Source organism: Bradyrhizobium sp. USDA 4473 (assembly GCF_054063335.1).
This window is the reverse complement of the sequence record NZ_JBSSGE010000001.1, coordinates 2,407,666-2,434,282: the sequence shown is the minus strand read 5'-3', so window position 1 is coordinate 2,434,282 and position 26,617 is coordinate 2,407,666. Positions and strand designations below refer to the sequence as shown.

Annotated in this window: 27 protein-coding genes, 1 tRNA gene and 1 riboswitch; of the genes, 16 read left to right on the top strand and 12 right to left on the bottom strand. The window is 65.7% G+C overall.

Annotated elements, in window-relative coordinates; all coding sequences use genetic code 11:
* Nucleotides 1-145 precede the first annotated feature (145 nt).
* On the top strand, nucleotides 146-496 hold the full coding sequence (locus ACVW17_RS11365) for a RidA family protein (protein ID WP_375786669.1): 351 nt from the start codon (nucleotides 146-148) through the stop codon (nucleotides 494-496).
* A gap of 59 nt (nucleotides 497-555) precedes the next feature.
* Here ACVW17_RS11365 and ACVW17_RS11360 read toward each other — a convergent pair whose 3' ends face one another.
* Nucleotides 556-1,620, bottom strand: coding sequence for an aromatic ring-hydroxylating dioxygenase subunit alpha (locus ACVW17_RS11360; protein ID WP_456751968.1), 1,065 nt, complete (start codon nucleotides 1,618-1,620; stop codon nucleotides 556-558).
* A gap of 107 nt (nucleotides 1,621-1,727) precedes the next feature.
* Between ACVW17_RS11360 and ACVW17_RS11355 the strand changes: the two genes are divergently transcribed.
* The 9 genes from ACVW17_RS11355 to ACVW17_RS11315 all read left to right on the top strand — a co-directional run bounded on the left by ACVW17_RS11355 (nucleotide 1,728) and on the right by ACVW17_RS11315 (nucleotide 10,927).
* Nucleotides 1,728-2,636: a LysR family transcriptional regulator gene (locus ACVW17_RS11355; protein ID WP_456751967.1), complete on the top strand. Its 909-nt coding sequence runs from the start codon at nucleotides 1,728-1,730 to the stop codon at nucleotides 2,634-2,636.
* Between the two features lie 108 nt (nucleotides 2,637-2,744).
* Nucleotides 2,745-3,107 (top strand): nuclear transport factor 2 family protein, encoded by a 363-nt coding sequence (locus tag ACVW17_RS11350; protein WP_456751966.1) that lies wholly within the window; start codon nucleotides 2,745-2,747, stop codon nucleotides 3,105-3,107.
* Nucleotides 3,108-3,262: 155 nt separating this feature from the next.
* Nucleotides 3,263-4,060 carry a helix-turn-helix transcriptional regulator gene (locus ACVW17_RS11345; protein ID WP_456751965.1) on the top strand — a complete coding sequence of 266 codons (798 nt, stop codon included), beginning with the start codon at nucleotides 3,263-3,265 and terminating at the stop codon, nucleotides 4,058-4,060.
* 105 nt (nucleotides 4,061-4,165) lie between these two features.
* Nucleotides 4,166-5,335, top strand: coding sequence for a cytochrome P450 (locus ACVW17_RS11340; protein WP_456751964.1), 1,170 nt, complete (start codon nucleotides 4,166-4,168; stop codon nucleotides 5,333-5,335).
* A gap of 248 nt (nucleotides 5,336-5,583) precedes the next feature.
* The gene (locus ACVW17_RS11335) at nucleotides 5,584-5,976 is read left to right on the top strand and encodes a DUF5132 domain-containing protein (protein WP_456751963.1); all 393 of its coding nucleotides are present in this window, start codon (nucleotides 5,584-5,586) and stop codon (nucleotides 5,974-5,976) included.
* Between the two features lie 148 nt (nucleotides 5,977-6,124).
* Nucleotides 6,125-6,682: an HMA2 domain-containing protein gene (locus ACVW17_RS11330; RefSeq protein WP_456751962.1), complete on the top strand. Its 558-nt coding sequence runs from the start codon at nucleotides 6,125-6,127 to the stop codon at nucleotides 6,680-6,682.
* A 28-nt stretch (nucleotides 6,683-6,710) separates the two neighbouring features.
* On the top strand, nucleotides 6,711-8,828 hold the full coding sequence (locus ACVW17_RS11325; RefSeq protein ID WP_456751961.1) for a heavy metal translocating P-type ATPase: 2,118 nt from the start codon (nucleotides 6,711-6,713) through the stop codon (nucleotides 8,826-8,828).
* Nucleotides 8,825-9,664, top strand: coding sequence for an EcsC family protein (locus tag ACVW17_RS11320; RefSeq protein WP_456751960.1), 840 nt, complete (start codon nucleotides 8,825-8,827; stop codon nucleotides 9,662-9,664). The genes ACVW17_RS11325 and ACVW17_RS11320 overlap by 4 nt, the downstream gene beginning before the upstream one ends.
* Nucleotides 9,665-9,694: 30 nt before the next feature.
* The gene (locus tag ACVW17_RS11315; RefSeq protein WP_456797133.1) at nucleotides 9,695-10,927 is read left to right on the top strand and encodes a DUF445 domain-containing protein; all 1,233 of its coding nucleotides are present in this window, start codon (nucleotides 9,695-9,697) and stop codon (nucleotides 10,925-10,927) included.
* Nucleotides 10,928-10,942: 15 nt separating this feature from the next.
* On the opposite strand, the gene ACVW17_RS11310 is transcribed toward ACVW17_RS11315, so the two are convergent.
* The 4 genes from ACVW17_RS11310 to ACVW17_RS11295 all read right to left on the bottom strand — a co-directional run bounded on the left by ACVW17_RS11310 (nucleotide 10,943) and on the right by ACVW17_RS11295 (nucleotide 14,506).
* Entirely contained in the window at nucleotides 10,943-11,137 is a 195-nt protein-coding gene (locus tag ACVW17_RS11310; protein ID WP_456751958.1) for a hypothetical protein, read from the bottom strand.
* A 5-nt stretch (nucleotides 11,138-11,142) separates the two neighbouring features.
* Nucleotides 11,143-12,246, bottom strand: a complete 1,104-nt coding sequence (locus ACVW17_RS11305; protein WP_456751957.1) for a hypothetical protein — start codon at nucleotides 12,244-12,246, stop codon at nucleotides 11,143-11,145.
* A gap of 127 nt (nucleotides 12,247-12,373) precedes the next feature.
* Nucleotides 12,374-13,303 carry a dihydrodipicolinate synthase family protein gene (locus tag ACVW17_RS11300; protein WP_456751956.1) on the bottom strand — a complete coding sequence of 310 codons (930 nt, stop codon included), beginning with the start codon at nucleotides 13,301-13,303 and terminating at the stop codon, nucleotides 12,374-12,376.
* Nucleotides 13,304-13,339: 36 nt separating this feature from the next.
* A complete protein-coding gene (locus ACVW17_RS11295; RefSeq protein ID WP_456751955.1) occupies nucleotides 13,340-14,506 on the bottom strand; it encodes an NADH:flavin oxidoreductase/NADH oxidase in 1,167 nt (388 codons plus the stop codon).
* Between the two features lie 268 nt (nucleotides 14,507-14,774).
* Here ACVW17_RS11295 and ACVW17_RS11290 point away from each other — a divergent pair, with 268 nt between their 5' ends.
* Nucleotides 14,775-15,794: an LLM class flavin-dependent oxidoreductase gene (locus tag ACVW17_RS11290; protein WP_456797132.1), complete on the top strand. Its 1,020-nt coding sequence runs from the start codon at nucleotides 14,775-14,777 to the stop codon at nucleotides 15,792-15,794.
* A 196-nt stretch (nucleotides 15,795-15,990) separates the two neighbouring features.
* Here ACVW17_RS11290 and ACVW17_RS11285 read toward each other — a convergent pair whose 3' ends face one another.
* The 4 genes from ACVW17_RS11285 to ACVW17_RS11270 all read right to left on the bottom strand — a co-directional run bounded on the left by ACVW17_RS11285 (nucleotide 15,991) and on the right by ACVW17_RS11270 (nucleotide 18,405).
* Nucleotides 15,991-16,170 carry a hypothetical protein gene (locus ACVW17_RS11285; protein WP_456751953.1) on the bottom strand — a complete coding sequence of 60 codons (180 nt, stop codon included), beginning with the start codon at nucleotides 16,168-16,170 and terminating at the stop codon, nucleotides 15,991-15,993.
* Between the two features lie 43 nt (nucleotides 16,171-16,213).
* The gene (locus tag ACVW17_RS11280; protein ID WP_456797131.1) at nucleotides 16,214-16,432 is read right to left on the bottom strand and encodes a DUF3551 domain-containing protein; all 219 of its coding nucleotides are present in this window, start codon (nucleotides 16,430-16,432) and stop codon (nucleotides 16,214-16,216) included.
* A 191-nt stretch (nucleotides 16,433-16,623) separates the two neighbouring features.
* A tRNA-Gly gene (locus ACVW17_RS11275) sits at nucleotides 16,624-16,697 on the bottom strand.
* Between the two features lie 160 nt (nucleotides 16,698-16,857).
* Nucleotides 16,858-18,405, bottom strand: a complete 1,548-nt coding sequence (locus ACVW17_RS11270; RefSeq protein ID WP_456751950.1) for a 4-amino-4-deoxy-L-arabinose transferase — start codon at nucleotides 18,403-18,405, stop codon at nucleotides 16,858-16,860.
* A gap of 171 nt (nucleotides 18,406-18,576) precedes the next feature.
* On the opposite strand from ACVW17_RS11270, the gene ACVW17_RS11265 reads away from it, so the two are divergent.
* From ACVW17_RS11265 to ACVW17_RS11250, 4 genes are read left to right on the top strand one after another with little or no spacing between them, the layout of a single operon-like run.
* Nucleotides 18,577-19,155 carry a methylated-DNA--[protein]-cysteine S-methyltransferase gene (locus tag ACVW17_RS11265; protein ID WP_456751949.1) on the top strand — a complete coding sequence of 193 codons (579 nt, stop codon included), beginning with the start codon at nucleotides 18,577-18,579 and terminating at the stop codon, nucleotides 19,153-19,155.
* A 9-nt stretch (nucleotides 19,156-19,164) separates the two neighbouring features.
* On the top strand, nucleotides 19,165-20,004 hold the full coding sequence (locus ACVW17_RS11260) for a helix-turn-helix domain-containing protein (protein ID WP_456751948.1): 840 nt from the start codon (nucleotides 19,165-19,167) through the stop codon (nucleotides 20,002-20,004).
* Between the two features lie 56 nt (nucleotides 20,005-20,060).
* Nucleotides 20,061-20,420 (top strand): VOC family protein, encoded by a 360-nt coding sequence (locus tag ACVW17_RS11255; RefSeq protein ID WP_456751947.1) that lies wholly within the window; start codon nucleotides 20,061-20,063, stop codon nucleotides 20,418-20,420.
* Between the two features lie 27 nt (nucleotides 20,421-20,447).
* Nucleotides 20,448-20,864: an SRPBCC family protein gene (locus ACVW17_RS11250; protein WP_456751946.1), complete on the top strand. Its 417-nt coding sequence runs from the start codon at nucleotides 20,448-20,450 to the stop codon at nucleotides 20,862-20,864.
* A 168-nt stretch (nucleotides 20,865-21,032) separates the two neighbouring features.
* Here the strand turns inward: ACVW17_RS11250 and ACVW17_RS11245 are convergent, their stop codons facing one another.
* From ACVW17_RS11245 to ACVW17_RS11235, 3 genes are all read right to left on the bottom strand, one after another.
* Nucleotides 21,033-22,475, bottom strand: coding sequence for an MATE family efflux transporter (locus tag ACVW17_RS11245; protein WP_456797130.1), 1,443 nt, complete (start codon nucleotides 22,473-22,475; stop codon nucleotides 21,033-21,035).
* 231 nt (nucleotides 22,476-22,706) lie between these two features.
* The gene (locus tag ACVW17_RS11240; protein ID WP_456797129.1) at nucleotides 22,707-23,756 is read right to left on the bottom strand and encodes a hypothetical protein; all 1,050 of its coding nucleotides are present in this window, start codon (nucleotides 23,754-23,756) and stop codon (nucleotides 22,707-22,709) included.
* 226 nt (nucleotides 23,757-23,982) lie between these two features.
* Nucleotides 23,983-25,089, bottom strand: a complete 1,107-nt coding sequence (locus tag ACVW17_RS11235; protein ID WP_456797128.1) for a 2'-deoxycytidine 5'-triphosphate deaminase — start codon at nucleotides 25,087-25,089, stop codon at nucleotides 23,983-23,985.
* Between the two features lie 121 nt (nucleotides 25,090-25,210).
* A riboswitch (SAM riboswitch) is annotated at nucleotides 25,211-25,290 on the top strand.
* A gap of 75 nt (nucleotides 25,291-25,365) precedes the next feature.
* Between ACVW17_RS11235 and ACVW17_RS11230 the strand changes: the two genes are divergently transcribed.
* On the top strand, nucleotides 25,366-26,559 hold the full coding sequence (locus ACVW17_RS11230; protein WP_456797127.1) for an O-succinylhomoserine sulfhydrylase: 1,194 nt from the start codon (nucleotides 25,366-25,368) through the stop codon (nucleotides 26,557-26,559).
* Nucleotides 26,560-26,617 lie beyond the last annotated feature (58 nt).

The following is a 26,617-nucleotide window of genomic DNA, read 5'->3' as shown; positions in this document are numbered from 1 at the left end:
CGCTTGTCCGGGACGACACTGTGTTCGTGGTCGCCGCGATTTCGGTGCAATTTAAGCCATTTCCATCAGCCGCGTTGCAAAATGCGCAGTGGCGCGGACCGGTCTGGCACGTTAGACAGTGCCCGCCATTCAAGTGGAGACCCAAATGAGCATTCAGCGTTTCGAAACCGGCCCGCGCATGAGCCAGGCCGTCGTGCACGGCAACACCGTCTATCTCGCCGGCGTCGTCGCCGGCAAGGCGGCGGGCGGCAGCGTCACCGACCAGACCAAGGATATCCTGTCGATCATCGACGGCCACCTCGCCAAGGCCGGCACCGACAAGTCGAAGCTGCTCAGCGCGACGATCTACATCACCGACATGAAGACATTCCCGGAGATGAACGCGGTGTGGGACTCGTGGGTCTCCCAGGGCAATACCCCGGCCCGCGCCACCGTCGAGGCCAAACTCGCGGCGCCGCAATACAATGTCGAGATCATGGTCGTCGCTGCCAAGTAGGCGCTGCGATTGACGATCAAAAATGGCGCGGCGGCCCCAGGCCACCGCGCCATTCGCTTTTAAGCGGCGCGCGCCGCGCTTTTCTCCGCATCGAGCCTGCGGGCGAACAGCCAGCGGAAATAGGTTAACGGCGCATCGGCGCCGATCGCGAGCAGCTGATAGTCCGGATCGGCGTCGAGCACCTTCTGCTGCGCCTCGATGAAGTCCTTGTCCTCGTTGAAGGCCTCCTCGAGCGAATGCCGCAGCGACAGCGATATGTTCGGATTGTCGATGTCGAAATCGTGCAAATAGTTCCAGAAGAAGTGCGTCGACGAGCGCGTCTCCGGCGTCATGAACTGCGCGTTGCGATAGGACCGCGTGCCCGGGACCTGAACGCCCTTCTCGACGCCCTGCCCGGCCGGCGCAAAGGTGGTGTCGAGCGTGAAGATGCCCGGCACGATCATGCGGCCGATATTGCGGCGGTCGACCTTGTCGTCGCGGTTCGAGATCACCTTCTTGTGGTAGGGCGGCGCATCGGCGCCCATGTGCCAGCGCTCGACGCGGAAGCCGTCGTCGAGCTTCTCGATCGCGACCGGCTTGGTCTTGTAGGCGTATTCCTCGGAGCCGCCGAGCGTGTTGGTGTGCACGAACGCGAGGTGCGCGAAGTCGCTGAGGTTATCGACGATCAAGAGCCAATTGGCCTTATAGTGCATGTAGCCCGGCAGGCCGCGCCATTTGGGATCTTCGAGCGGCGGATAGTCGAGGATCAGCTTCGGATCGGCCTTTTCGGGATCGCCGGTCCAGATGAAGATCATGTTGTAGCGTTCGACCACCGGATAACTGCGCACGCCGAGCTTGGCCGGAATCGCGTCCTGCCCGGGGATCTGGATGCACTTGCCGTCGGCCGCGAACTTCATGCCGTGATACATGCACCTGATGTCGTCGCCTTCGATGCGTCCCATCGAGAGCGGCGCGGCGCGATGGCAGCAGCGGTCGTCCAGCGCGACGACCTTCCCGCTCGACCCGCGATAGAGCACGATCGGCCGCTCCAGGATGGTGCGCGCCAGCTTCTTGCCGTCGATCAATTCGTGGTTCAGCGCCGCCACGTACCAGGCGTTGCGCAGAAAAATTCCGTCGTCAGCCATATCACCCTCCCGATGCACGAATGCTTGCGGTCAGGTTTAGGTGATCCCGGCGGCTGGGATAATCCGATTTGGCTGGACACACTGTACCGCCGGATGGACAATCGGCCATGGAGTGGCGCGACTGGGAGCTGTTTTGCGAGGTTGTCGAGCATGGCGGCTTCACCGCGGCTGCGCGCGTGCTCGGACATCCCAAATCGAGCCTCAGTGCTGCGGTGCAGCGTCTGGAAGCCAATCTCGGGCTGCGTCTGATCGAGCGCACCACCCGGCACCTGCGGTTGACCGATTCCGGCGCGACCATCTATCGCAAGGTGCGCCCGCTGTTCGCCGCGCTGCACGACACCCACAGCGAGGCGCTGGCGATGTCCGGCGCGGTGGCGGGCACGCTGCGCATCAAGGCGCCGTACGAATTCGGCGCGCACCACGCGGGACCGGTCGCCTGCGCGGTGATGGGCCGCTATCCCGAGCTTTCGATCCGGATCGATGTCGAGCACGACATCGTCAACCCGATCGCCGAGAACTACGACATCGTGTTCGCGATGCTGGAGGCGCCGCTGCCGTCGGCCGGCATCGTGATCCGCCGCGTCTTCACCCTCGAACGCGGCCTGTTCGCGGCGCCGGCGCTGCTGGAGACATTCGGTGAGCCGCGCACGCTGGACGAATTGCGGAAGCTGCCGCTGCTGACCGGCCCCAGCGATCCGCCATGGGCGATCACTGCACCCGGCGGCGCGGTCGAGCACCTCGCGGTCGATCGCGCGCGGCTGACCAGCTCGAATGCGCATGTCCGGCTGCAGGCGGCGCTCGCCGGCCACGGCGTGCTGCGGGTCACAGCGAGCTACACCCGTGCCGCGGTCGCCGCCGGCCAGTTGCGGCGGGTCTTGCCGGACCATGCCTGCGAGCCGCTCAACGTGCACGCGCTGTTGCCGGCCCGGCAATTCGTCCCGGCCAAGGTACGCTGCTTCCTCGATGCGATGGAGGCACACGCCCGGGGTGATCCCGAGGCCTACATCAAGCCGTGACCATCGCGCCATAACGCGCGCGATGACCTCCGAGGTAATCGATCGGTGCAGGCGAACCTTCGATAGTCCGGACAGCCGCACAGTCCGGCCTATCAGAAGGAGAGCACCATGACCGACCACGCCACCATTGCCCGCCGCTATATCGAGCTCTGGAACGAGCGCACGCCGAGCCGGCGCCGCGAGATGCTGAGCGAGAACTGGACCGCCGATGCGCGCTATGTCGATCCGCTGATGAGCGGCGACGGCCATGAAGGCGTCGACGCGCTGATCGCGGGCGTGCAGCAGAAGTTTCCGGACTTCTCCTTCAAGCTGATCGGCGAGCCGAACGGCTTCGGCGACCACGTCCGCTTCTCCTGGGGGCTTGGGCCCGAGGGCGTCGACAGCCCGATCAAGGGCACCGATTTCGCCATGCTGAAGGACGGCCGGATCAGGAGCATCACCGGCTTCCTCGACCAGGTGCCGGGCGCCTGAGGCGCTTTCCCCACGGCCGTCATTCCCCGGTGCGCAATTGCGCACCGGGGAATGACGAGGGATAGAGCTGCTCTTGCCCCAATAGCGGGGACCGGCCCCCCGCTTCCACCCCCGTGGCGTCGCTGCTAGTCTTCCCGAAACACAGGGAGGACACCATGAAGGCCGATTTCGCCTTCAAGACTTCTGTCGTCAGCGACATCACGCCGGCACTGCTGGCGATCGGCCGCGACAGCTTTGCGCAAGCGCTGATCGGCACGCTGCGCCGCGTTGCCGGTGTCGGTCACTGCATGGTGTTCTCGTTCACCGGGCCGCGGTCGGCCGCGTGCCTGCTCGATGTCGGCAACATCCCGACCGGGCGCGATCTCGGGATCGCCTATTCCGAACATTTCCATCAGGCCGACCCGAACCGGGATACGGTGTTCGAAGGGCAGGCGCAGGCCGCCCCGATCCTGCTGCCGACTTTCGCCCGCCGCATGTACAGCGACGGCTATCGCAAGATCTTCTTCGACGATTCCGACATCGTCGACAAATTCGCCGCCGCGATCTGGACCGGCGATACCTGCTTCTACGTCAATTTCTACCAGATCACCGAGCAGGGCCGCTTCAGCCGCGAGCAGATCGCGCGCCTCGCCGCGGTCGCGCCGGCGCTGACCGCAGCCGTGGCCCGGCACTTCCAGGGCGAGCCGACTGCGGACGTTGATCCGATCGCGCGGCTGAAGACCCTGTTTGCGAACGCCGAGCCGCTCGCGAGACTGACCGGGCGCGAGAAGGAGGTCTGCCTGCGCATCCTCACCGGCCTCAGCTCGGAAGCGATCGCAGCCGAGCTCGGCATCGGGCTGCACTCCGCCCTCACCTATCGCAAGCGCGCCTATGACAAGCTCGGCATCTCCTCGCAGAACGAGCTGTTCGCGATCGCGCTGCGGCTGATGGCGTCGGGACACCGGCTGAACTGAGGGCGCTTTGAGGGCGGCCTCACTGTCCCCAACGGTAGGGACAGACCGGCGACAGCTGTGCGGCTATGCTTGGTCCGAAACCCGAGGCCAACCCGAGACCGCGCCGTGAGCACCGCTCCCCATTTCGACATCGACGTCACAGCGTTCTGGCAGGATCCCTATCCGGCACTGGCGCGCATGCGCAAGGAGGCCCCGATCGCCTTCGTGCCGCAGCTCGGCAGCACGTTGCTGTGCAACCGCGACGATATCTTCGTGTCGGAGAAGCAGATCGACGTGTTCTCGTCGCACCAGCCCGAAGGGCTGATGAACAAATTGATGGGCCACAACATGATGCGCAAGGACGGCGATGCGCACATGATCGAGCGCAAAGCAATCTTTCCGACGATCTCGCCGAAGACCGTGCGATCGCACTGGACCGCGCAGTTCGCCGGACATGCGAAGCGCATCCTCGACGAACTCGAGCCTGACGGCGTGGTCGACTTCGTGCAGGCCTTCGCGCTGCCGTTCTCGGCCGAATGCCTGAAATCGATCACCGGCCTCACCAACATGCGCTTCCAGGACATGAACGCCTGGTCGCAAGGCATGATCGACGGGGTGGCCAATTATGTCGGCGATCCCGCGATCGAGGCGCGCTGCCACGCGGCGACCGCGGGCATCGACGCCGCGATCGACGACATGGTCCCGATGCTGCGCAAGACGCCCGACCTCAGCCTGCTCGGCGTGCTGCTTCAGACCGAGATGCCGATGGAGAGCGTGCGCGCCAATATCAAGCTCGCGATCTCGGGCGGCCAGAACGAGCCGCGCGACGCGATCGCCGGCACGGTGTGGGCGCTGTTGACCCATCCGGACCAGTTGGCGCTGGCGATGGGCGGCGCGATCCCGTGGCTGCAGGTGTTCGAGGAATATGCCCGCTGGATCTCGCCGATCGGCATGTCGCCGCGGCGGATCGCCAAGCCCTGGACGATCCGGGACGTCGCCTTCGAGACCGATGAACGCGTGTTCCTGATGTTCGGCTCGGCGAACCGCGACGAGAAGCATTTCGACCGGCCCGACGCCTTTGACGTGCGCCGCGACGCCAGCAAGAGCATCGCGTTCGGCGCCGGTCCGCATTTCTGTGCCGGCGCCTGGGCCTCGCGCGCCATGGTGGCCGACGTCGCACTGCCCGCGATCTTCGAAAGGCTCAGGAATCTGCGCCTGATCGCGGACAAGCCGCCGCGGATCGGCGGCTGGGCCTTCCGCGGCCTGCTGGATTTACCGGTGACGTGGGACCGCTAGGACATAGCGCTGCTGGCATCCGGCCTGGCTTGCGCCGGATCCATGCAAAAGCAGCAAGACAGATACACTCGGACATCAATCCGCAGCCGCGACCGACGCTGCGTCGATCCGCAAATTCGTCCCTGCTGCGCTGCGACACCATGCCGCCAGAATCGGTCGGACGGCTGTAATGAAAGTGTCACGAATCCATTTCAATCCGCCGTTATTGATGAAACTGCAGTCAGTTGAGCGGTCACAAGGGATTTCCGATGAACCCGAATACCAATGGTAGCAGTCACGATACCGCCTTCCACCATGACGCCCCCGAGCAGGATTCCGAGGAAAGCGGCGGCATCAACAAGACGGTCGCGGTTGTCGCGGTGGTGGCTGTGGGTGCAGCCGTGTTCGAAGCTGCCCTGCTGCCTGGACTTGCACTCGGCGTTGCCGCGGTTGCGGCGCCGAAGTATCTGCCGAAACTGGCCGGCGCACTCAATCCGCTGTTCAAATCCACCGTTCGCGGCACCTACAAGTTCGCGCAGAAATCGCGCGAAATGTTCGCCGAAGCCCATGAGCAGGTGAACGACATCGTCGCGGAAGTGAAGGCCGAAGGCCAGGCGCAGGAAAAGGCGGCGGCAGAGGGCCGGACGCACTCCGCGGCCTGAGCCGGACGCCCAACGCTCAGGATACGACGAGACGACATGCGCCGGTGACCGTCGTTGCGATGGAGAGACCGGCGCCACAGGCAATTGTGTTCGACGACGGCATCGTTCACGTCCCGCGCCGGCGCTCGAATGCTGTTAGAGGACGACGATGACCAAGATGAAGCTGCAGATTGCGCATCAGGTTCCCGGCCGGATCCGCATGAAGGTGCCGTCGGCCAAGGAGAATCCCGAGCTTCTTGAGCAGATCAAGCAGACCTTCAGCGTCATTCCCGGCATCGAGGAGGTCATCGTCAACCCGGCGACCGGAAGCATCGTGCTGCACTACGACACCGAGCGGCACGACGAATTTCACGGCCGGCTCGAGCACCATACCGGTGGCCATTACAAGCCGCCGACCAACGAGATCGACGCGCTCGCCACCAAGATCGAGCAGGAAGCCGAGTACCTCGCCGAGCATTCGCATACGGCCAAGGTAATCGTCGATTTCTTCAAGGACTTCGACAACGGGATCAAGGTCGCCACCGGAAACGTCGTCGACCTGAAGATCCTGCTTGCCACCGGCATTGCCGGCTTCACCATCTTCGAAGTCGGCGCCAGCGCCGCGACGCCGGTTTGGGTCACGCTGGCGATCTTTGCACTCAACCACATGATTCAGGCCAACATGGGCGCCGCGGAAGAGGCGGAGCCGGCAGGCGCGAAGGCCTGACGCGCGCGAGGGGCGAGAGCGCAAATTCATGGACTTCCGTTTCTGCCACTCGATGCCAGGCCGCATTCGTCTGAGCATCCCGGCGCTCGGACACAATCGCAAGCTGGGTGAAAGCTGCCTTGGCTGGCTGCGGGCGCAGGACGGGATCAGGACCGCACGGATCAACTACGACTGCGCGAGCCTCGTGCTGGAATACGATCCGGCGCACGAGCAAAGGCTGCTCGCGCTGCTGAACGGCTTCAAGAGCATGAGCCTCGCCGACGTCAAGGCGCTCTGTGCAAGCGCCACGCCGGAGGTGGCTTCGCCGCGCGCCAGCGTCCCGGAGGTCTCCAAGCGCTCGCCGCTGGCGCTGCCGACGCTGTCGCTGTTCATGGCTTTCAGCGCCAATCCGGTGATCGCGGCGGTCAACATGCCGCTGATGCTCTGGAATGCGATTCCGATCGCCAGGCGCGCGTGGAAGGTCTGGGCGAACGAGAGCCGGCTGAACATCGATGTGCTCGATACGCTCGCGATCAGCGCCTCGGTGATCCAGGGCAACCCGCTGGCCGGCTGCATCGTCACCTGGCTGATCAAGCTCGGCGACTGGATCCGCGACCTGACCGCCGCCGGCTCGCGGCGCGCGATCAACGAGCTGCTCGAATTCCAGTCGAAGACGGCCTGGCTGCTGCGCGACGGCGAGGTGGTATCGATCGCCGCCGCCGAGCTGAAGAACGGCGACATCGTCGTGGTGTATCCCGGCGAGATGATCCCGGTCGACGGCGAGATCATCGACGGCTCCGCCACCATCGACCAGAAGACGATCACCGGCGAGGGCCTGCCGGTGCATCGCGGCAAGGGCGAGGCCGCCTTCGCCGCGACTGTGATCCGCGAGGGCCAGATCACGTTGCGGGCGCTGCGCGTCGGAACCGCGACCACCGCCGGCCAGATCGTGCGGCTGATCGAATCCGCGCCGATCGGCGACACCCGCATGCAGAACCATGCCGAGCGCTTCGCCGACCGGCTGGTGACCCCGACGCTGGCGCTCGCCACCGGCACCGCCATGGTCTCGGGCGATTTCAATCGCTTCCTGTCGCTTGTGATCGTCGACTACGGCACCGGCATCCGGGTCGCCGCGCCGACGTCGGTGCTGTCCTCGATGACCTTGGCCGCCCGCACCGGCATGATCATCAAGAGCGGCGGCCATATGGAGAAGCTCGCCGGGATCGACACCATGGTGTTCGACAAGACCGGCACCCTGACTCACGGCACGCCCGCCGTGATCGACGTGATCTCCTATCAGAAGCAGATCACGCCGAACCATTTGCTCGGGCTCGCCGCGGCCGCCGAGACCAAGCTGCAACATCCGGTCGCCGAAGCGCTGCGCACCCGCGCCCGGCAGCTCGCGGTGAACATTCCGCCCTGCAACGAAACCACCTACCGCCTCGGCCTCGGCGTCGAGGGCCAGGTCAACGGCTACTACGTCCATGTCGGCAACCAGCGCTTCATGCGCCAGAGCGAGATCGCGGTCGATGCCTCGGTCCTCGATCGCGCGGCGCTCGACGAGCGCGGCTATTCGAGCCTGTACATCGCCGTCGACGGCAAGCTCGCCGGCCTCGTGCCGTATTCCGACGAGATCCGCGAGGAGAGCCGTTCGGTGATCCAGCGGCTGCATGCGCTGGGCGTCAAGAACAGCATCATGCTGACCGGCGACAATGCGGTGGTGGCGCGCGCCGTCTGCGAGAATCTCGGGCTGACCGAGCACTTCGCGGACATGCTGCCGGCCGACAAGGCCGGCGTGATCCAGGAGTTGCAGCGCCAGGGGCGACGAGTCGCCATGGTCGGCGACGGCATCAACGATTCCCCGGCACTCAGCTTCGCCGATGTCGGAATCGCCATGAAGCATGGCGCCGAAGTCACCCACGAATCCGCCGACGTCATCCTGATGGAGGATTCGCTCTGGAAGCTGGTCAAGGCGGTCGAGATCTCGCAAGGCGCGGTCAGCCTGATCAAGCAGAACTATGCCATCGTCGCCGCGCTCAACACGCTGGCGCTCGGCCTTGCCTTGCCCGGCGGCCTGATCACGCCGGAGGTGACCGCCCTGATCAGCAACGGCTCGGCGATCCTGGCGAGCGTCAACGGCATCCGGCCAATCCTCAGGTATCAATGAGCCAGGATGTCGCCCCGCTCCTTGTGCTTCCTCCCGGCGATCACGCCGCACTACAAGCCGCGGTCAAGACACTGGAAAGCCCCAACCTCGCAGCACGGATCGCCGACTATGCCGGCGTCCCCGTCAATCGCGTCCTGAACCTGCTGCCGAAAGCCGCCAACCGCCAGCTCAGCGGGCTGGTGCGCACGGCGGTCATGAAGGGACTGGAAGTCGCCGTCGACACGCTCGACGAGAAGCCGCCGCCCGCACCCGCGGTGACCTTCTCGTCGTTTCTCGCCGGCGTGACCGGAGGCGTCAGCGGCCTGTTCGGCTTCGGCGCGCTCGCGGTCGAACTGCCCCTGACGACGACCCTGATGCTGCGCGCGATCGCCGAAATCGCGCGGCACCAGGGCGAGGATCTCTCCAACATCGAGGCACGGCTCGCCTGTCTCGAAGTGTTCGCCTACGGCACCAAGCGCACCGACGAGACTGTCGACATCGGCTATTACGCCGCCCGCGCGCTGATCAGCAAGTACACCAGCGACGCCGCCGCCTATATCCTGGAGCGCGGCGCGGTGGATGCCTCCGCCCCGGTGATCTCCAACCTGGTCAGCGAACTGGTGTCCCGGTTCGGGCTGGTGGTCTCGGACAAGGCCGCGGCCGGCGCGGTTCCGATCATCGGCGCGGCGTTCGGCGCGACCGTCAACGTCATCTTCATGGATCATTTCCAGAAGATCGCGAAGGGGCACTTCACCGTGCGCCGGCTGGAACGGATCCACGGCAGCACCGGCGTTCGGCAACATTACGCGGCGATCGCGGCCGGGCTCGCGCCGCGGCGCGGCATCGCCACCGCATGAGGCGTTTGGCAGCAATTGGATATCGGCGCCGTGCTTCCGCCTGAGGACACCAGGCTGCGCGACCTCCGTCGCATGCGCTCGCTCGCCACAGCGCTGCTCGTGCTCATGCTGCTGGTATTCCTGGCGACCTCGATGGCGCAGCCGCACTGGCCTTGGCTGGCCTATCCGCGCGCCTTCGCCGAGGCCGGCATGATCGGCGCCTGCGCCGACTGGTTCGCGGTCGTCGCGCTGTTTCGTCATCCGCTCGGCATTCCGATTCCGCACACCGCGATCGTCCCGCAGAGCAAGCAGCGCATCGCGGTCGCGCTCGGCCGCTTCATCGCCAACAACTTCCTGTCGCCGCGCGTGATCGGCGATCGCATCCGCGACGTCGATATCGCCGGCTGGACGGCGCAATGGATCGAGCGGCCGTCGCATGCCCGCAGCGCCGCACAGCGCACGGTCTCGGCGGTCCATCAGGCCTTGCAGGCGACGCCGAGCGCCGACATCAACGCCTTCCTGACCCGCCGGACGCGGCAGGGGATCGCGGCGGGTCCGGTGGCGCCGCTGGCTTCGCGCGTGCTGGCGCTGTTGTGGGCGCATGGCGATGCGCAGGCGCTGGTCGAGCGGCTGATCACGTCGGCCAGCGTGGCGCTCGCCAACAACAAGGAGACGATCCGCAAGAAGGTCTCGCAGCGCTCCTATCGCTTCGTGCCGAAATGGGTCGACGGCATCGTCGCCGACCGCGTCATCTCCGGCATCGGCCAGACGCTCGACGAGCTGCGCGAGCCGAACCATCCCTGGCGCATCGAGCTCAAGGCCGAGATCGAGCGCCTGATCGACCGGCTCGCCACCGATCCCGACTATCTCGCCAAGGGCGAGGAGCTGAAGCAGAACCTGCTCGATAACCCCGCCGTGATCCGGCAGATCGACGCGATGTGGCACGCCATCGAGGCGCGGCTGAATTCCGCAGCAGCCTCGGCTGCGATCGCGGACGCGATCGAAACCGCCCTGATGTCGGTTGCGGTGCGGATCCGCGACGATGCCGAGATGCGCGACCGCATCCACCGCTGGCTTCGCGTTGCCGCGCTGCGCGCGGTTGCGTCGCGGCGGCAGGAGATCGCGGCCTTCATCCGCAAGGTGGTCGAGAACTGGGATACCGAGACGCTGATCATGCGGATCGAGCTACAAGTCGGACGCGACCTGCAATTCATCCGGATCAACGGCACCGTCGTCGGCGGGCTCGTCGGTCTGGCGATCTTCTCTGTGTCACGCTGGCTGTAACGCGTTCGCTCACGGTCAGGGAAAACGAATGCGCAGCAGCGGCAATTGCTGGAGCCTGTCGAGCAGGCGTAGCATCTGGCTCGCGGCCATGCCAAGGCAGCCGAGAATGAAGCTACGCCGGGTCAAGCCTGGCTCGCGGTCCATCAATTCCAGCCGCTGGAGGCGCGGCTTGGGAGGGGTACGCGTGCACAAAGCGGGGAGCGTCGTCATCTGGATCAGCCGATCGGAATGCGGATTTCCGGCGCCGCGGTCATCTGCTCGATCGTGGTGTCGAACGACAGGCAGTCCGGATTCTCGCCCGGCATCCGGCGCAGCGTCTCGGCCAATTGCTCCTGCTCCAGCAGGAACGAGCGGCCGTCGCGCAGCCGGGCATAGGCGGCCCACGGCACGAATTTGGTGAACGGAAACGAGAATCCCTCGCGCGGCGACACGTCGATGTTGAGGCCGGAAACCAACAGCACATTCTTGGTCGCAAACGCCGGCTCGCGCAAAATGCTGCGGTAGGTGCGGTCGAACTCGGCCTGGGTGACGAAGCGCGCCGCATCCAGTGCGGGATGCGGCGACGTCACCAGCGCCGGCATCACTGGAGCGAGCGCCGCCTCGAGAATGTCATGGCCATCGGGACCTTCGGCCGGCGCGCGGCGGAAGTGAAACAGATCGGGCGACAGCGCCGTGCCGATCGGTGCCGGCGTCTCACCAAAGCTGGCCTCGCCAAGCCGCTGGCGGATCGCCGGGCTCGCGCGAAACACCTTCGAGGTGCTCAGCACGGTCAGCGGCTGAACCGGCATCTCGACCATCCGCTCGAGCGACAGGAAGAGGCCGTCGCTGCGGGCATCGTCGAGATATTGATTGTCGATCTGGAACACCGGCTCGCCATTGAGCCGGCTGCATTGCACCTGCCGGCAGGCATGCGCGTACTCATCCTCGTACCAGCGCAGCACGCTGCAGAGCTTGCCGCAGCAATCTCCGAACCTGCAATCTTCGGTGCGGTGGCGCTGATAGACGCCGAAGCGGCCATCATCGGGATCGTAGCCGACATGGCTGGCCTGGATCAGCACCAGATCCTCGCCGTGATGGGCATAAGGTCCGTGGCGGTTGATCGCAACCTTGCCGCCGACCCGCCCATGGTCGAACGGAAACGTCCCGAAATGCTGGGCCAGCAGCATCACCGGATAGCCCTGGCTCTCGTCGGAGCAAAACGCCCGGGACGGCAGCATGTGCTGCCGTTCGAAGCCGAGCGAACGGCAATAATTGTAGAGCCGCGGCACGAAATGCCCGTAGCGCATCGCAAAGCGGCCAACCCGGAAGGTTTCGATCATCCGCGTCCGCCTGACCGGTCCGACATATCCAGCGCGCACGGGGGAAACGCCCCGCTCGCGCTACCGGACCAGAACGCTAGATGCGGTTGTTGACGGTTATGTGAATGCGGACGGCAGTGGGGCCGGCTCAACGCCCCCAGCGCAGCACGACCGGATCGAGCGTGCGCGCGATCTCGATCAGGCCGGCGCGCGTCGCCGGATGCAGCGGCTGCAACGGGTGGCGCACCGCGTCCGACTTGATGACGCCGCCCTCGCGCATCAGCACCTTGCAGGCTTGCAGCCCGCATTGCCGGTTCTCGTAATTGATCAGCGGCAGCCAGCGCGCATAGGCCTGCACGGCCTCGTCGCGGCGGCCGGCGAGGAACGGATCCATGATCTGGCGGATGCCGTCGGGATAGCCGCCGCCGGTCATCGCGCCGGTGGCACCGGCGTCGAGATCGGCCATCAGCGTGATCGCCTCCTCGCCGTCCCACGGCCCCTCGATCACGTTGCCGCCCTTCTCGATCAGACCGCGCAGCTTGTTGGCGGCCATCGGCACCTCGATCTTGAAATACCTGACATTGGCGAGCTCCTTTGCCATCCGCGCCAGGAAATCGATCGACAGCGGCGTGCCGGCGACCGGCGCGTCCTGGATCATGATCGGGATGCCGATCGCATCGGAGACCACGCGATAGAATTCGTAGATCGCCGGCTCGCCAACCCGGAAGGTCGCACCGTGATAGGGCGGCATGATCATCACCATCGCAGCACCGGCGGCCTCCGCCTCGCGGCTGCGCTCAGAGCACACCGCCGAGGAGAAATGCGTCGTGGTGACGATGACGGGAATGCGGCCGGCGACATGCTCGAGCACCGCATGCATCACGGACTCGCGCTCGGCATCCGTCAGCACGAACTGCTCGGAGAAGTTGGCGAGGATGCAGATGCCGTGCGAGCCGGCATCGATCATGAAATCGATGCAGCGGCGCTGTCCGTCGAGATCGAGGTTGCCGCTGGCGTCGAAGATGGTCGGCGCGACCGGGAAGACGCCGCGATAGGGACGTTTTGCGATTGTTGTCATGTGACGACCTCCCAGGTTTCTTGTCAGCTGTTCTGATTAAACGCTACGGAACGGCAGCGGCGGGCCTTCGAGCCTGCGCAGGCCCGGCTCGCGCCGCTCCAGCCACCAACCATACTGCTTCGGCCAGGATGCGAACACCTCGCCGCTTCCGCCGCCGAGCGCAAGCTCGGCGTGCAGCGGCCAGTTCGGATCGAACAGCGCCTCGCGGCCGATCGCGACCAGATCGGCCTGGCCGCCCGCCAGAACATCCTCGGCCTGCTGCGGATGCAGGATCAGGCCGACCGCGATGGTGGCGATCTCGGCGGCGCGGCGGATCTCGTCCGCATAAGGCACCTGAAACCCGTAACCGCGCGGAATCCGCGCCGCGGTCGCCGAGCCGAGCAGGCCGCCCGACGAGCAATCGATCAGATCGGCGCCGCGCGCCTTGGCCGCCTTGGCGAACGCGATCTGGTCCTCGAGCGTCAGGCCGCCATCGACACCGTCGACCGAGGAGATCCGTACCGACAGCGGCCGCTCCGCGGGCCATGCGGCGCGTACGGTCTCGATCACCTCGAGCGGATAGCGCATCCGCCCGGTGCGGTCGCCGCCATAGGCGTCGTTCCTGTGGTTCGACAGTGGCGAGAGGAATTCGTGCAGCAGATAGCCGTGCGCACAATGCACCTCGACGAATTCGAAGCCCGCCTCCACCGCACGCAGCGTGGCGCGCCGCCATTGCTCGCGCAGTGCTGCGAGCTCCTCGACATCGAGCGCGTGCGGCATCAGCCAGCCCTCCTCCATCGGGATCGCGCTCGGCGCCACCGTCCGCCACGGCAGATCGCCGCGGGCGTGGTCGGCTTCGTCGAGTGCGGCATTGCCGTACCAGGGTCGCTGCATGCTGGCCTTGCGTCCGGCATGCGCGAGCTGGATCGCGGGCACCGCGCCGTTGTCCTTCAGAAAGGCCGCGATGCGCTCCAGCGGCGCGATCTGCTCGTCGTTCCAGATGCCGACATCGCCATGGGTGATGCGGCCCTCGGCGGCCACCGCCGCAGCCTCGACCATCACGATCCCGGCGCCGCCCTGGGCGAATTTGCCGAGATGAACAAGATGCCAATCATTGGCGAGGCCGTCGGTCGCCGAATACTGGCACATCGGCGAAATCAGGATGCGGTTTCGGGAGGTCACGCCGCGAAGCGTGATCGGCTGAAACAGAAGCGGCTGCGGCATCGGGACCTGCGGGAACGTGATGGCGGGAGCAATGGTGGCGGAAAGCTAGGCGGCGCGCCGGAGGATCGCAAGTCACGCTGTGGCGCAGGCGGCAAGACCTGCACGCATGCGCAGTTGCGCAGCAGCGCGAGACGCGCAACCCGCAATATCAGCCGCAGAAAATCGTCCCGGCTGGTAAACACTTTCCATCGTTCCGGGGATGATTTCGGTCTCCCGAGGGGTCACGCCACCAATCGCAATTCGCACCGGACATGCCTACATTGCCGACATGAAGAAAATCGGATTCCTCTCGTTCGGGCACTGGACGCCCTCGCCGCAATCCCAGGCCCGCTCGGCCGCGGACGTGCTCCTGCAATCCATCGAGCTGGCGGTCGCCGCCGAAAAGCTCGGCGCGGACGGCGCGTATTTTCGCGTCCATCACTTCGCCCGCCAGCTGGCCTCGCCGTTCCCGCTGCTGGCGGCGGTCGGCGCCAAGACCAGCCGGATCGAGATCGGCACCGCCGTGATCGACATGCGCTACGAAAATCCGATGTACATGATCGAGGACGCCGGCGCGGCCGACCTGATCGCGCAGGGACGCCTGCAACTCGGCATCAGCCGCGGCTCGCCCGAGCAGGTGATCGATGGCTGGCGCTATTTCGGCTATCAGCCGGGCGAGGGCCAGACCGACGCCGACATGGGCCGCCGTCATGCCGAGATCTTCCTCGAGCTGCTGCGCGGCGAGGGCTTTGCGCAGCCGAATCCGCGGCCGATGTTCCCAAATCCGCCCGGCCTGCTGCGGCTCGAACCGCTCTCGGAAGGCCTGCGCGAACGCATCTGGTGGGGCGCCGGCTCGAACGCCACCGCGGTCTGGGCAGCGAAGCTCGGCATGAACCTGCAAAGCTCGACGCTGAAGAGCGACGAGACCGGAGAGCCTTTCCACATCCAGCAGGCCGCGCAGATCCGCGCCTACCGCGCCGCCTGGAAGGAGGCCGGTCACAGCCACGAGCCGCGGGTCTCGGTGAGCCGCAGCATCTTCGCACTGGTCGACGACCGCGACCGCGCCTATTTCGGCAACGGCCAGGAAGAAGACCAGATCGGCTTCATCGACGAGCGCACGCGCGCGATCTTCGGCCGCGGCTACGCCGCCGAGCCGGACAGGCTGATCGAACAGCTCAAGACCGACGAGGCGATCGCCGAGGCCGACACGCTGCTGCTGACCGTCCCCAATCAGCTCGGCGTCGCCTACAACGCGCATGTGATCGAGAGCATTTTGACTCACGTCGCGCCCGCGATGGGATGGCGCTGACCAGCACCGCGGCGGGCCGCCGGCCGTCCTGCGGTCCGGCGGAACTTCGTTCTCAAACGCGGAGAACTACGGAAACATAACCGCGCATTGTGAGAAGAACAGGTTGAGTACGGTTCGTTAGTTGTGCACGTTGCGTGAACAAACTGCCGTAATATCCCGGAACAATCCCGGGGCGCCTCTCCGGGGAGTGCTCGAGTCAGGAATCACGATCGCGATCACGGCGAGCGAGATCGTCGCGAAGCCGGTCGACGCGTTCATCAATTCGCTGGTTCAGTTCCTCGTCCTCTCTCGAAGTGCTGCTGCGGCGACGGGCGCGCACGAGACATACGCATCCGATCAGAACCATCGCAACGAGCGCGTAGAACCACCATTCCATCGATCGATCTCAAATGGACGCCCGCGAAAACGAGCGGAAATCGTCATCGTTCACGCCTGTCACGGCGCGCCGATCTCGGCGCATAGGCTGGCGCGTAAAAGGGATTGACCAGACAGGTCGCCGGAAGTCCCGCAGCGCCGGCCTGGCACTGATTCAGCGACGTGAAGTCGCAGTCCATTCGGTCGCCGAGCAACGCACCATAGACATGCATGCAGATCGGGTAGCGAGGATCATACATTTGTGCAGATGCTGGCTTTGTCATCCAAAGCGCGCCTAGCCGAAGCCGCAACCACAGGATGGGAGGTGGGCTTTTTGGCTCAAGCTTGGCTCCAGAATCGCTTTCACTGACCCCAAAAATCGCAATGACTTCAACGAACAGGGGATCCAAAAGAGCCTAGAAACGCAGCCAATTCCAAGTACGTGCCTCGTACACACCCCCTATGAAACAAGGGCTGGAGCGGGCGAAGGGAATCGAACCCTCGTATGCAGCTTGGGAAGCTGCCGTTCTACCATTGAACTACGCCCGCGAACTCAATTGCTTGAGGTCGACCCAATCGGGTGCGACCTGCCGGACCATAGCCCGGGCGGCGGCAGCGGATCAAGCGCATTGAGGCCGATCGCCGCACCAGCTGTTTGTTTGAGCATGATCTTTTCGGAAAACCGCGTTGCACTTTTCCGGACCGTGCTTTAGTGCCCCATCCTCACGAGCGCGTCATTGATGACAAAGGGCGTGGCGGCCGTCGCGTCGCAGGTCCCGCTGCGCGCGTAGATGCAGGCATCGGCGATGCCGACATGGGCACAGCTTTGCTGTGAGAAATCCGCCGGCAGATCGCCGGCCGCCCCGGGGCGTGCAAGGATGCGGTTGAAGGCTGGCTTGGTGGTCTGCAACAACAGCGGCAGGACCAGCTCGGCAAGCGGATCGGTGGGCGCAAGCACATAGAGCGGCACCGGGCCGACCAAGCGCTCGCGGCCCGGCAACAGCTGGAAGCGGACGTTGTAAAGCGCGAGGCCGCACATCTGGGGATCGTTGCGCAGTTCCGCCGCGAGCTGCGCGGCACCGACGCCGCGCGTCCAGTATTCGCGCATCCCTTCGCTGGCGCCGGCCAGCGCCACCGAGAGCAGCGTCCAGCCCCCCATGACGACCGGCAACGCAAAGCGGCGCCATTTGTCCTTCGTACGCAGCCATTGCACCCAGTCGGCCGAGCCGAGCGCGGCGACGATGATGAACAACACCACCGAGAGGAAGACGAAGCGGTATTCCTTGTGCGCGATCAGGCTGTGGAAGGCGAGATTGGCGAGCGCGACAGCCAGCAGCAGCGGTGCATGCCGCCAGCCGCGCCAGATCGCAGCAAGCGGCAGCACGATCGTCGCGGACCACACGATCAGGAAATTGACGAGATAGGCCGCAGGCGGGGTCACGCCGAACTCGGTGGCGCGATCCTGCACGAGGTTTTCCCTGACATTGCCGATCAGCCAGGCGAACGGCACCGCGCCATGCGCAAGATCGATCGCGGCGGTGAGCACCAGCGCTGCGAGGCCTCCGACGATCAGCGGAACGAGGTTGCGCCAGCGCTTCCAGCAGGCGCCGAGCGCGAGCACTGCGATGGCCGGCGCATATTGGAAGCGGCAGACAAAGGCGAAAGCGAGCAAGGCACCGCCGATCGCAAGACGCCGCTGCGACGGATGATCGGTCACCAGCAGCGCCGCCGGCACGATCAGCGCCGTCGCCAGCGGCTCGCCCAGCGTGTGCGGCGCGAGCAGGATCAACTCGAACCAGACCGCGGCGGCAAACGCCGCGACGACGGCATGGGTTCGCGAGACCCGCGCGCCGAAGTACCAGGCGCTGACCACCATCGATACCGATGCACATGCCGCGACCAGGCGCGGCACCAGGAAGGCACCCGCGCCGCCGGGCGCAATCGCCTCACCGAGCGCAACCGGTCCGGCCAGCAGTGTCGGCAGGAACCAGCCGCGAATGCCTTCGCGCCATTCCCAGGTCAGGATGCCGTCATGGCCGAGCATGCGCCACGCCGGCTCGAGATACTGGAAGATCTCGTCGGGATACATCACGTTGGGCCAGACCGCGGCCGCAAGGCGGATCACCAGCGCCAGCAACAGCAACCCGAATAGCGGGCGAAGGCGCCCACGCGCGCGCCGGGCCATGCCCGCGCTGCCGGGCGCGGCTTCGGCGCTCGTGCTCGTCATCGTTCCGCCGATCGTATCGAGGAGCAGCATGCTGCGTCCAGATAGCGGGCAAAGCCTTTAAGATGCGTGACCGGCAGATGCGTGACCGGACGTTGTCGAGGTCACACTGCGCCCGCCGCGACATGCTTAACTAAACGTGAAGATTCCGGATGCGCCGGACCGCGGCGATGCTATGATCGCGCCCTGGGGGCTGGTGGCGTCATGGCGGGGCGTGGGTACACCATTTTCGACACGGCAATCGGCCGATGCGGCATCGCATGGGGCGAAGCCGGCATTGCCGGCGTGCAGCTTCCCGAGCAGCGCGAGATCGAAACCCGCAGGCGGCTGTTCAAGCTTTATCCCGATGCACGCGAGATGCGGCCTCCCGAGGACGTCGAGATCGCAATCGAGGGCATCGCCGCGATCATGCGCAGCGGCGAAAGCGACCTCTCGGGCGTTGCGCTCGACATGGGCGGCATCCCGGCCTTCGATCAGCGCGTCTACCAGATTGTCCGCGGCATTCCCCGCGGCGAGACCCGGACCTATGACGAGGTGGCAAGCGCCTTGCGCGCCTCCGGCGCGGTCTATTCGGTGGCACAGGCGCTCGGCCGCAATCCGTTCATGATCATCGTGCCCTGCCATCGCGTGCTCGAGGCGCGCCACTATGCCGACCGCATCTCGCCGAACGGCGGCAGCGTCTCCAAGCGGCGCCTGCTGTCGATCGAGGGCGCCCAACTGACCGCCGGCAAGACCCTGTTTGACGTGCTGCTGCCGGTTGCGCGGCCCCGGCCGCAAGCCTAAATCCTGGGTATGAACCGGTCCACGCTGTTGCAGCGCGAGCGCATCACGGTGAACGAGTTTCGCTGCACGGCGGAGCCCGGCGACAAGCCGTTCGTCGAGCAGTTCGCCTGCCACTCCGTGTCCTATGTGCGCAGCGGCAGCTTCGGCTGCCATTGCCGCGGCCGCTTCCATGAACTGGTGGCAGGCTCCATCCTGGTCGGCCATCCCGGCGACGAATACATCTGCACCCACGATCATGTGGTCGGCGACGAGTGCCTGTCGTTTTTCCTCGATCCGGAGCTGGTCGAGACGATCGGCGACCACGCGGCGGTCTGGCAGGTCGGCGCGGTGCCGCCGCTGCCGCAATTGATGGTGATCGGCGAGCTCGCCCAGACGGCGGCAGCTGGCAACAGCGACGTCGGGCTCGACGAGGTCGGTCACCTCCTCGCCAGCCGACTGGTCGAGCTGGTGGCGGAGCGCAAGGCAAAGCCCCTCACCGCCGGCTTGCGCGATCGCCGCCGCGCGGTTGAAACCGCGCTGTGGATCGACGCCAATTCGCAGCATCAGATCGATCTCGACGCTGCCGCGGAGCAGGCGGGCCTCAGCACGTTCCACTTCCTGCGGCTGTTCTCCGCGGTGCTCGGCGTCACCCCGCATCAATATCTTGTGCGCTCGCGTCTGCGCCATGCGGCGCGGCGGCTGGCCGACGACGACTCTCCGATCACCGAGATCGCCTATGACGTCGGCTTCGGCGATCTCTCCAATTTCGTGCGCAGCTTCCGCCGCGCCGCCGGCGCCTCACCGCTGAAGTTCCGCCAGGCCTCTCGCGGCGACCGCAAGATTCTCCAAGAACGGCTTGCGCTGCAATAGCTAGGTTGCTCCGGTCCGCGCGTCCCTCGACGCGCCCGATGACTGGAGACCTCATCATGTACGACCATATCGGATTGCGCGTCAGTGACCTCGACGCCAGCGTGCGCTTCTACACCGCGGCGCTGGCGCCGCTCGGCTTCGTGCTGTGCTCGCGCGACGGCAGCGGTGCCGGTTTCGGCCCAAAGGGCGAGCCCGCGCTCTGGCTGCATCTGCACAAGGGCAAGGCCCAGGGCGGCGCCCACATCGCGTTCCGCGCCCCGAGCCACGACGCGATCAAGACATTCCATAGCGCAGGCCTGAAGGCCGGCGGCAAGGACAACGGCGCGGCGGGCCATCGCAAGGATTACAGCCCGACCTACTACGCGGCGTTCCTGCTCGACCCCGACGGCAACAATGTCGAAGCGGTGTCGACCTGAGATCTGTTGATAAAAGGACCCTATCCGATGGCCTCAATTCACAAGGACATCCCGATCGACGCGCCAGCCGACCACGTCTGGGACGCGCTGCGCGATTTCGGCGCGCTGCATACGCGGCTGGTGCCGGGCTTCGTCACCGACACCCAGCTTGACGGCGACGTCCGCACCGTCACTTTCAGCAACGGCACCGTGGCACGCGAGACACTGGTCGATTGCGACGACAAGCGACAGCGGCTGGTCTATGCGATCAGCAGCGAACGGCTGACGCAGCACTCCGCCTCTGTGCAGGTGTTTGCCGATGGCGAATCGCGCTGCCGCGTGGTGTGGATCGCCGACGTGCTGCCGCACGAGATCGCACCCTACATGGACGCGCAGATGGACCTCGGCGGCAAGGCGATGCAGAAGGCGCAGGCGCTATCGGCGAAGGAAAAGAACGCCGCGTAAAGTATCTTCGACCGTCACCCTGAGGAGGCCGCGAAGCGGCCGTCTCGAAGGGCGACAGCCCAGCTGTTTCCAGGAGCGAACGCTGAAGCACCGGGGCCGTCGATCCTTCGAGACGCGCTGCGCGCTCCTCAGGATGACGGGGAAGGACCGGATGACGGGTCCAATAGCTCACGACAGCGCCGGCTGCGGTGCTGCGACCGGCGCCGATTTGCCCCAGCGCGTCAGGATCACGCTGAGGCATGAGAGCACGCCGAGCACCCCCATCGAGGCGGCGGCGAGGGCGAAGAAGTTTTGCGCGCTCGCCTCATGGGTCGACAGCCACCAGCCGCCGGTACCGATGAAGATCAGGCGCGCGGTCTGCGCCAGCACCGGACCCAGCACCTTCGCCGCGCCTTGCGAGGAGAAATACATCGACATCGCAAGGCCGATGAAGGCGTACATCGGCGCGGCGGTCGAGAGATATTGATGGCTGGTCGCCCGCACATGCGGATCGTCGGTGAACAGATTGACCCAGAGGTCGGGGAAGACAGCGATGAAGCTGCCGACCGCACCGACCGAGAGAAACGACACCGTGCCCGCGGTCCAGGCGATGCGCCGGGCCCGCGCGACGCGCTCGGCGCCGACCGCCATGCCGATCATCGGCACCGAGGCGATGCCGACCGCAAAGGCAACCGAGGTCAGCATGAATTCAAGCCGGGCGCCGATGCCGTAGCCGGCGAGCACCGCGGTGCCGAACTGCGCCAGCATGTGGGTGAAGATCGAGATCGTCAGGACCGATTGCAGCGGCGAGAAGCAGGAGACGGCGCCGACCCGGAGGATGTCGATGAACATCGCCCACTGCACGCGCAGCCCCCTGAACTTCGGCTTCACGCGGGCCCGGCCCGAGAACAGATACCAGCCCATCACGCTGATGCTGATCGAATAGGCGATCAGCGAACCCGCGGCGACGCCGCGCATGCCGAATTGCGGCACCGGGCCGAGGCCGAGCCCGAGCGTGCCGCCCAAAATGATCTGCCACACCGCCGAGGACAGGATCATGGTCGACGGCAGCTTCATGTTGCCGGTGCCGCGCAGGATGCCGGCCATCGTGTTCATCAGCCAGGGCAGGATCGCGCCGCCGAAGAAGATCTGCGAATAGGCGATCGCCTGCGCCAGCACATTGCCGCGGCCGCCGAGCAGTTCGAGCAGACGCGGGCCGAAGATCAGCATGCCGAGCATGAACGTCAGACCAAAAGTCAGCCCGATCATCAGCGCATGCATGGCCAGCGTCGAGGCGCGCTCGATCTCGCCGGCGCCGAGCGCGCGCGCAATCGCGGACGCGACGCCGCCGCCCATCGCGCCGCCCGACATCGTCATCGTCAGGATCACGCAGGGAAACAGCAGCGCCATCGCCGCCAGCGACTCGACGCCGAGCCGGCCGATATAGCAGGTCTCGGCAATGACAACGCAGGTGCCGGCCGAGAGCGCGATCACGTTCGGCCAGGCGAGCCACAACAGCGTGCGCAGGATCGGCCCGTCGAGCAGCGCATTGCGCGCCGGCTTGCTCACCGGCGGCGGCAGCGGCCGCTCTTGTTCGTCGACAGGTATTTCGGCGAGGCCGAGATCGGACATTTCCACTCCACGGCGCATGACCCGCCAAAGTGTGGGCGGTTTGGCGAAGAGGTCATGCGCCTAAATTTATGATTCAGAGCGCGATCAGGCGCAAAACCGGTACCCACTTTTGCTGATCGCGCTCTGCGCAGTCTGGGAGCCGCGCCATGGTGTTTCCCTACCATGGCAGCAGCGGATTCCACGTGCGCGGGACGCAAGGGGGGCCTGCGCGATTGCAGGTGAACCTCTGATCTAGCCGATCGACCAGACGAATGGCGCGCCGGCAGCGCTGTTCGGCTTTAGATGCACCGGAATGTGCCGTCCGCAGCCGGCGGCAAGCCCCTCGAACAGCCCGGTCAGCACGCCGGCGCAGGCCGGGTGATAGTCGGCCACATCGGCCATTAGCTTCCAGCCCTGCTGGCGGATCTCGAACTGGCCCTCGGACTCGCTGATCTCTGCGACGTCATCCTGCGCCTCGAACAGCGTGCGCAGGAATGCCGCAAATTCCGTGGCGCGGCCACGACTGCCACCGAGCGCCTGCGCGACCTCATCGAAATACTGCATGCCAATCAGTCTGCCGGTGAGATGCAGCAGATAGCTCGCATCCTCAGGCCCGAACACCTGCACGATCACAGGCGCGGCCGTCTTCACATATTCCATCGCGTAGTTGCGATAAGCCTTCTCCAGCCGCTGACGCGGCCAGCTGTCGACCGGCAGCGCCGGCGCGGTCTTCGCATCGAACAGCGGTGCCTCGAGATGGCGCGCGAACACCAGGCGCTGGTCGAGCTCGAGCGGGTGATCATATTCGCAGTAATAGCCCTCGAGCCCGTCCTGGCCGTCGACGCTCTGCTTGGTGCAGACGAAGCCGAGCCTGAGATCGCCGAGCGCCACGCCATTGTTGGCGTGCCAGCCGCGCAGCATCGCGCGCGAGACCTCGCCGGGCACGCCGCAGATCGCTGTGCCCTTCCAGATCCAGCGCGGCGGCGGATAGCGGATCCAGGCCTTGCGGTCGGTCTCAAACATGTATTCGACGTGCACGCCGCCGATCCAGTTGGAGAGATAGTGATACTGCGCGGCCGCGACCGCCGGCGGCAGGCCGTCGAGGCCGAGTTTCTTCAAGCCGGGCAGGAAGCGCTCCTGCTGCTGGCGGCGAAACACGCGGAAGACGAATTCGGCGGCGTCGGCGGTGCCGCGCCGCGTGATCACGGTGAGGATCAGCCCGGTGAAGAAGGCGTGATAGAGATCGGCGACGCTGCGCCACTTCCGCCATTGCGCCTGTTGTGCGCTCTCGCCTGCGGTCATGTTCGCTCCCGGCTTGTTGTTTTCTCGAATGTGTCATCGCGGAAGCGACGGCGCAACCACACACGCGGTGTCATCGCCCGACTCGTTCGGGCGATCCAGTATCCCAGAGACGGTCATTGTCGATGGAGAAGCCGCGGCGTACTGGATTCCCCGCTTTCGCGGGGAATGACAGCGGAGAATGATGGCGCGACGGTCTTATTGGCTACGCGAACTCCGGCTCGCGGAATTAAACGCGAAAATGCTTGGAGAGCTTCAGGCCCTGCGCCTGATAGTTCGAGCCGATGCGCTGGCCGTAGAGCGCATCGGGACGCTCGAGCATCCGCTCATAGACCAGGCGGCCGACGATCTGGCCATGCTCGAGGATGAACGGCACCTCGCGCGAGCGCACTTCGAGCACGGCGCGCGCGCCCTTGCCGCCGGCGCCGGCATAGCCGAAGCCGGGATCGAAGAAGCCGGCATAGTGGACGCGGAATTCGCCGACCAAAGGATCGAACGGCACCATCTCCGCGGCGTAGTCCGGCGGCACCTGCACGGCCTCTTTCGACGCCAGGATGTAGAACTCTCCGGGATCGAGGATCAGGCTGCCGTCGGGCCGCGCCTTGATCGGCTCCCAGAACTCGTCGACCGCGTAGCCGCCGCGGCGATCGACATCGACCACGCCGGTGTGGCGCTTGGCGCGATAGCCGACGAAGCCGCCCGAGCTCTCGCCGGAGAGATCGACCGACAGCGCGACGCCATGGGTGAGATCGGCATTGTCGGCATCGACCAGCCGCTCACTGGCATGCAGCGCGTCCAGTTCGTCGGCGGTCAAGGTCGCCTCGCCGATCCGGAAGCGGACCTGGCTGAGCCGCGAGCCCTCGCGCAGCAGCACCGGAAACGTCTTCGGCGAGATCTCGGCGTAGAGCGGGCCGTGATAGCCGGCGCCGATCATGTCGAAGCGGCGGGTACCGTCGGCGATCACGCGGGTGAAGACGTCGAGCCGTCCGGTCGAGCTCTTCGGGTTGGCCGCGGCGACGATCTCCGGCGGCAGCGCCAGGCTCTCCAGCAGCGGGACGATGTAGACGCAATTGGTCTCCAGCACCGCGCCGTCGGACAGATCGATCTCGTGCAGCTTGAGCTGGTCGATCCGCTCGGCGACGGTGGCATCGGGCCCCGGCAGGAAGCTGGCGCGGACCCGGTAGGCGATGTCGCCGAGGCGCAGATCGAGGCTCGCCGGCTGGATCTGGCTCTCGACGAAGTCGTAGGCGGGCAGAATGAGACCGGCCTCCGCCATCTCCGCGATCATGCGGTCGGGCAGGATTCCGTTGGATTCATCTTCCAGCGTGAACGACACGATACGGTCCCTCGAGATGGCCCAAAACCAACCTCTGGCGGCCATCAAGCCCTAAAATATGGGCTTTTACGGGTTATCCGATGACCGTCTTGACGGAAAGGGCGCGAGGGAATATCAGCTGCACTTATCCCGTGGTGATTTGAGCCGGCCGGCTTGCAGCCACGTTAAATAAGTCGCTAAACAGGCCGGGGACAGTGTGATCCCGGCTTGTGGAGGTTGCTCCAGGCCGGTTTTTTTGTGGCCATTTTCCAGAGGAATGGCCACTTCGGAGGTCACATGTCTGAATCTGAAGGTACCGCCCGCTTCCGTCCCGAAACCCGCCTGGTCCATGGCGGCACGCTGCGCTCGCAATTCGGCGAGACGTCGGAAGGGCTGTTTCTCACCCAGGGTTACGTTTACGACACCGCCGAGCAATGCGAGGCGCGCTTCAAGGGCCAGGACCCCGGCTTCATCTATTCGCGCTATTCCAACCCGACCATTGCGATGTTCGAGCGCCGCATGATCGAGCTCGAGGGCGCGGAGGCCGCGCGCTCGACCGCGACCGGCATGGCCGCGGTGACCACCGCGATCCTCGCACCGCTGAAGGCCGGCGATCACGTGGTGGCCTCGAAAGCCCTGTTCGGCTCCTGCCTCTATGTGGTGCAGGACCTGCTGCCGCGTTACGGCATCGAGACGACGCTGGTCGACGGCCTCGATCTCGACCAGTGGCAGCGCGCCTTGCGGCCGAACACCAAGACCTTCTTCCTGGAAAGCCCGACCAACCCGACGCTCGACGTGCTCGACATCGGCGCGATCGCCAAGATTGCCCACAGCGGCGGCGCCCGGCTGATCGTCGACAACGTGTTCGCGACGCCGATCTGGCAGAGCCCGCTGTCGCTCGGCGCCGACGTGGTGGTCTATTCCGCGACCAAGCATATCGACGGCCAGGGCCGCTGCCTCGGCGGCGTCATCCTGTCGTCGGAGGCCTTCATCGCCGAGCACATCCATAATTTCATGCGCCAGACCGGCCCGTCGCTGTCGCCGTTCAACGCCTGGGTGCTGCTGAAGGGGCTGGAGACGCTCGGCGTCCGCGTCCGCGCGCAGACCGAAAACGCAGCGAAGATCGCCGAGGCGCTGGCCAGGCATCCGAAGATCACACGGCTGGTCTATCCCGGCCGCGCGGATCATCCGCAGGCTGCGACGGTGAAGAAGCAGATGGGCGCCGGCTCGACGCTGGTCGGCTTCGAGGTCAAGGACGGCAAGGCAGGCGCGTTCCGCTGCCTCAACGCGCTGAAGATCTCGCGAATCTCCAACAATCTCGGCGATGCCAAGAGCCTAGTCACGCATCCCGCCACCACGACGCATCAGCGCCTGGCGCCGGAGGCCCGCGCCGAGCTCGGCATCAGCGAAGGCTTTATCCGCTTCTCGGCCGGGCTCGAGCACCCCGACGATCTGATCGAGGATTTCGAGCGGGCGCTGGAGCAGGTATGAGGCGGGCTGAGCTCCCCCTCTCGCTTGCGCAGGAAGGCTATCGCATATGCCCCTTGTC

Coding starts and splice junctions, on each gene's coding strand:
- ACVW17_RS11365 (WP_375786669.1), top strand. CDS start 146: ATGAGCATTCAGCGTTTCGAAACCGGCCCGCGCATGAGCCAGGCCGTC.
- ACVW17_RS11360 (WP_456751968.1), bottom strand. CDS start 1,620: ATGGCTGACGACGGAATTTTTCTGCGCAACGCCTGGTACGTGGCGGCG.
- ACVW17_RS11355 (WP_456751967.1), top strand. CDS start 1,728: ATGGAGTGGCGCGACTGGGAGCTGTTTTGCGAGGTTGTCGAGCATGGC.
- ACVW17_RS11350 (WP_456751966.1), top strand. CDS start 2,745: ATGACCGACCACGCCACCATTGCCCGCCGCTATATCGAGCTCTGGAAC.
- ACVW17_RS11345 (WP_456751965.1), top strand. CDS start 3,263: ATGAAGGCCGATTTCGCCTTCAAGACTTCTGTCGTCAGCGACATCACG.
- ACVW17_RS11335 (WP_456751963.1), top strand. CDS start 5,584: ATGAACCCGAATACCAATGGTAGCAGTCACGATACCGCCTTCCACCAT.
- ACVW17_RS11330 (WP_456751962.1), top strand. CDS start 6,125: ATGACCAAGATGAAGCTGCAGATTGCGCATCAGGTTCCCGGCCGGATC.
- ACVW17_RS11325 (WP_456751961.1), top strand. CDS start 6,711: ATGGACTTCCGTTTCTGCCACTCGATGCCAGGCCGCATTCGTCTGAGC.
- ACVW17_RS11320 (WP_456751960.1), top strand. CDS start 8,825: ATGAGCCAGGATGTCGCCCCGCTCCTTGTGCTTCCTCCCGGCGATCAC.
- ACVW17_RS11310 (WP_456751958.1), bottom strand. CDS start 11,137: ATGACGACGCTCCCCGCTTTGTGCACGCGTACCCCTCCCAAGCCGCGC.
- ACVW17_RS11305 (WP_456751957.1), bottom strand. CDS start 12,246: ATGATCGAAACCTTCCGGGTTGGCCGCTTTGCGATGCGCTACGGGCAT.
- ACVW17_RS11300 (WP_456751956.1), bottom strand. CDS start 13,303: ATGACAACAATCGCAAAACGTCCCTATCGCGGCGTCTTCCCGGTCGCG.
- ACVW17_RS11295 (WP_456751955.1), bottom strand. CDS start 14,506: ATGCCGCAGCCGCTTCTGTTTCAGCCGATCACGCTTCGCGGCGTGACC.
- ACVW17_RS11290 (WP_456797132.1), top strand. CDS start 14,775: ATGAAGAAAATCGGATTCCTCTCGTTCGGGCACTGGACGCCCTCGCCG.
- ACVW17_RS11285 (WP_456751953.1), bottom strand. CDS start 16,170: ATGGAATGGTGGTTCTACGCGCTCGTTGCGATGGTTCTGATCGGATGC.
- ACVW17_RS11280 (WP_456797131.1), bottom strand. CDS start 16,432: ATGACAAAGCCAGCATCTGCACAAATGTATGATCCTCGCTACCCGATC.
- ACVW17_RS11270 (WP_456751950.1), bottom strand. CDS start 18,405: ATGCTGCTCCTCGATACGATCGGCGGAACGATGACGAGCACGAGCGCC.
- ACVW17_RS11265 (WP_456751949.1), top strand. CDS start 18,577: ATGGCGGGGCGTGGGTACACCATTTTCGACACGGCAATCGGCCGATGC.
- ACVW17_RS11260 (WP_456751948.1), top strand. CDS start 19,165: ATGAACCGGTCCACGCTGTTGCAGCGCGAGCGCATCACGGTGAACGAG.
- ACVW17_RS11255 (WP_456751947.1), top strand. CDS start 20,061: ATGTACGACCATATCGGATTGCGCGTCAGTGACCTCGACGCCAGCGTG.
- ACVW17_RS11250 (WP_456751946.1), top strand. CDS start 20,448: ATGGCCTCAATTCACAAGGACATCCCGATCGACGCGCCAGCCGACCAC.
- ACVW17_RS11245 (WP_456797130.1), bottom strand. CDS start 22,475: ATGTCCGATCTCGGCCTCGCCGAAATACCTGTCGACGAACAAGAGCGG.
- ACVW17_RS11240 (WP_456797129.1), bottom strand. CDS start 23,756: ATGACCGCAGGCGAGAGCGCACAACAGGCGCAATGGCGGAAGTGGCGC.
- ACVW17_RS11230 (WP_456797127.1), top strand. CDS start 25,366: ATGTCTGAATCTGAAGGTACCGCCCGCTTCCGTCCCGAAACCCGCCTG.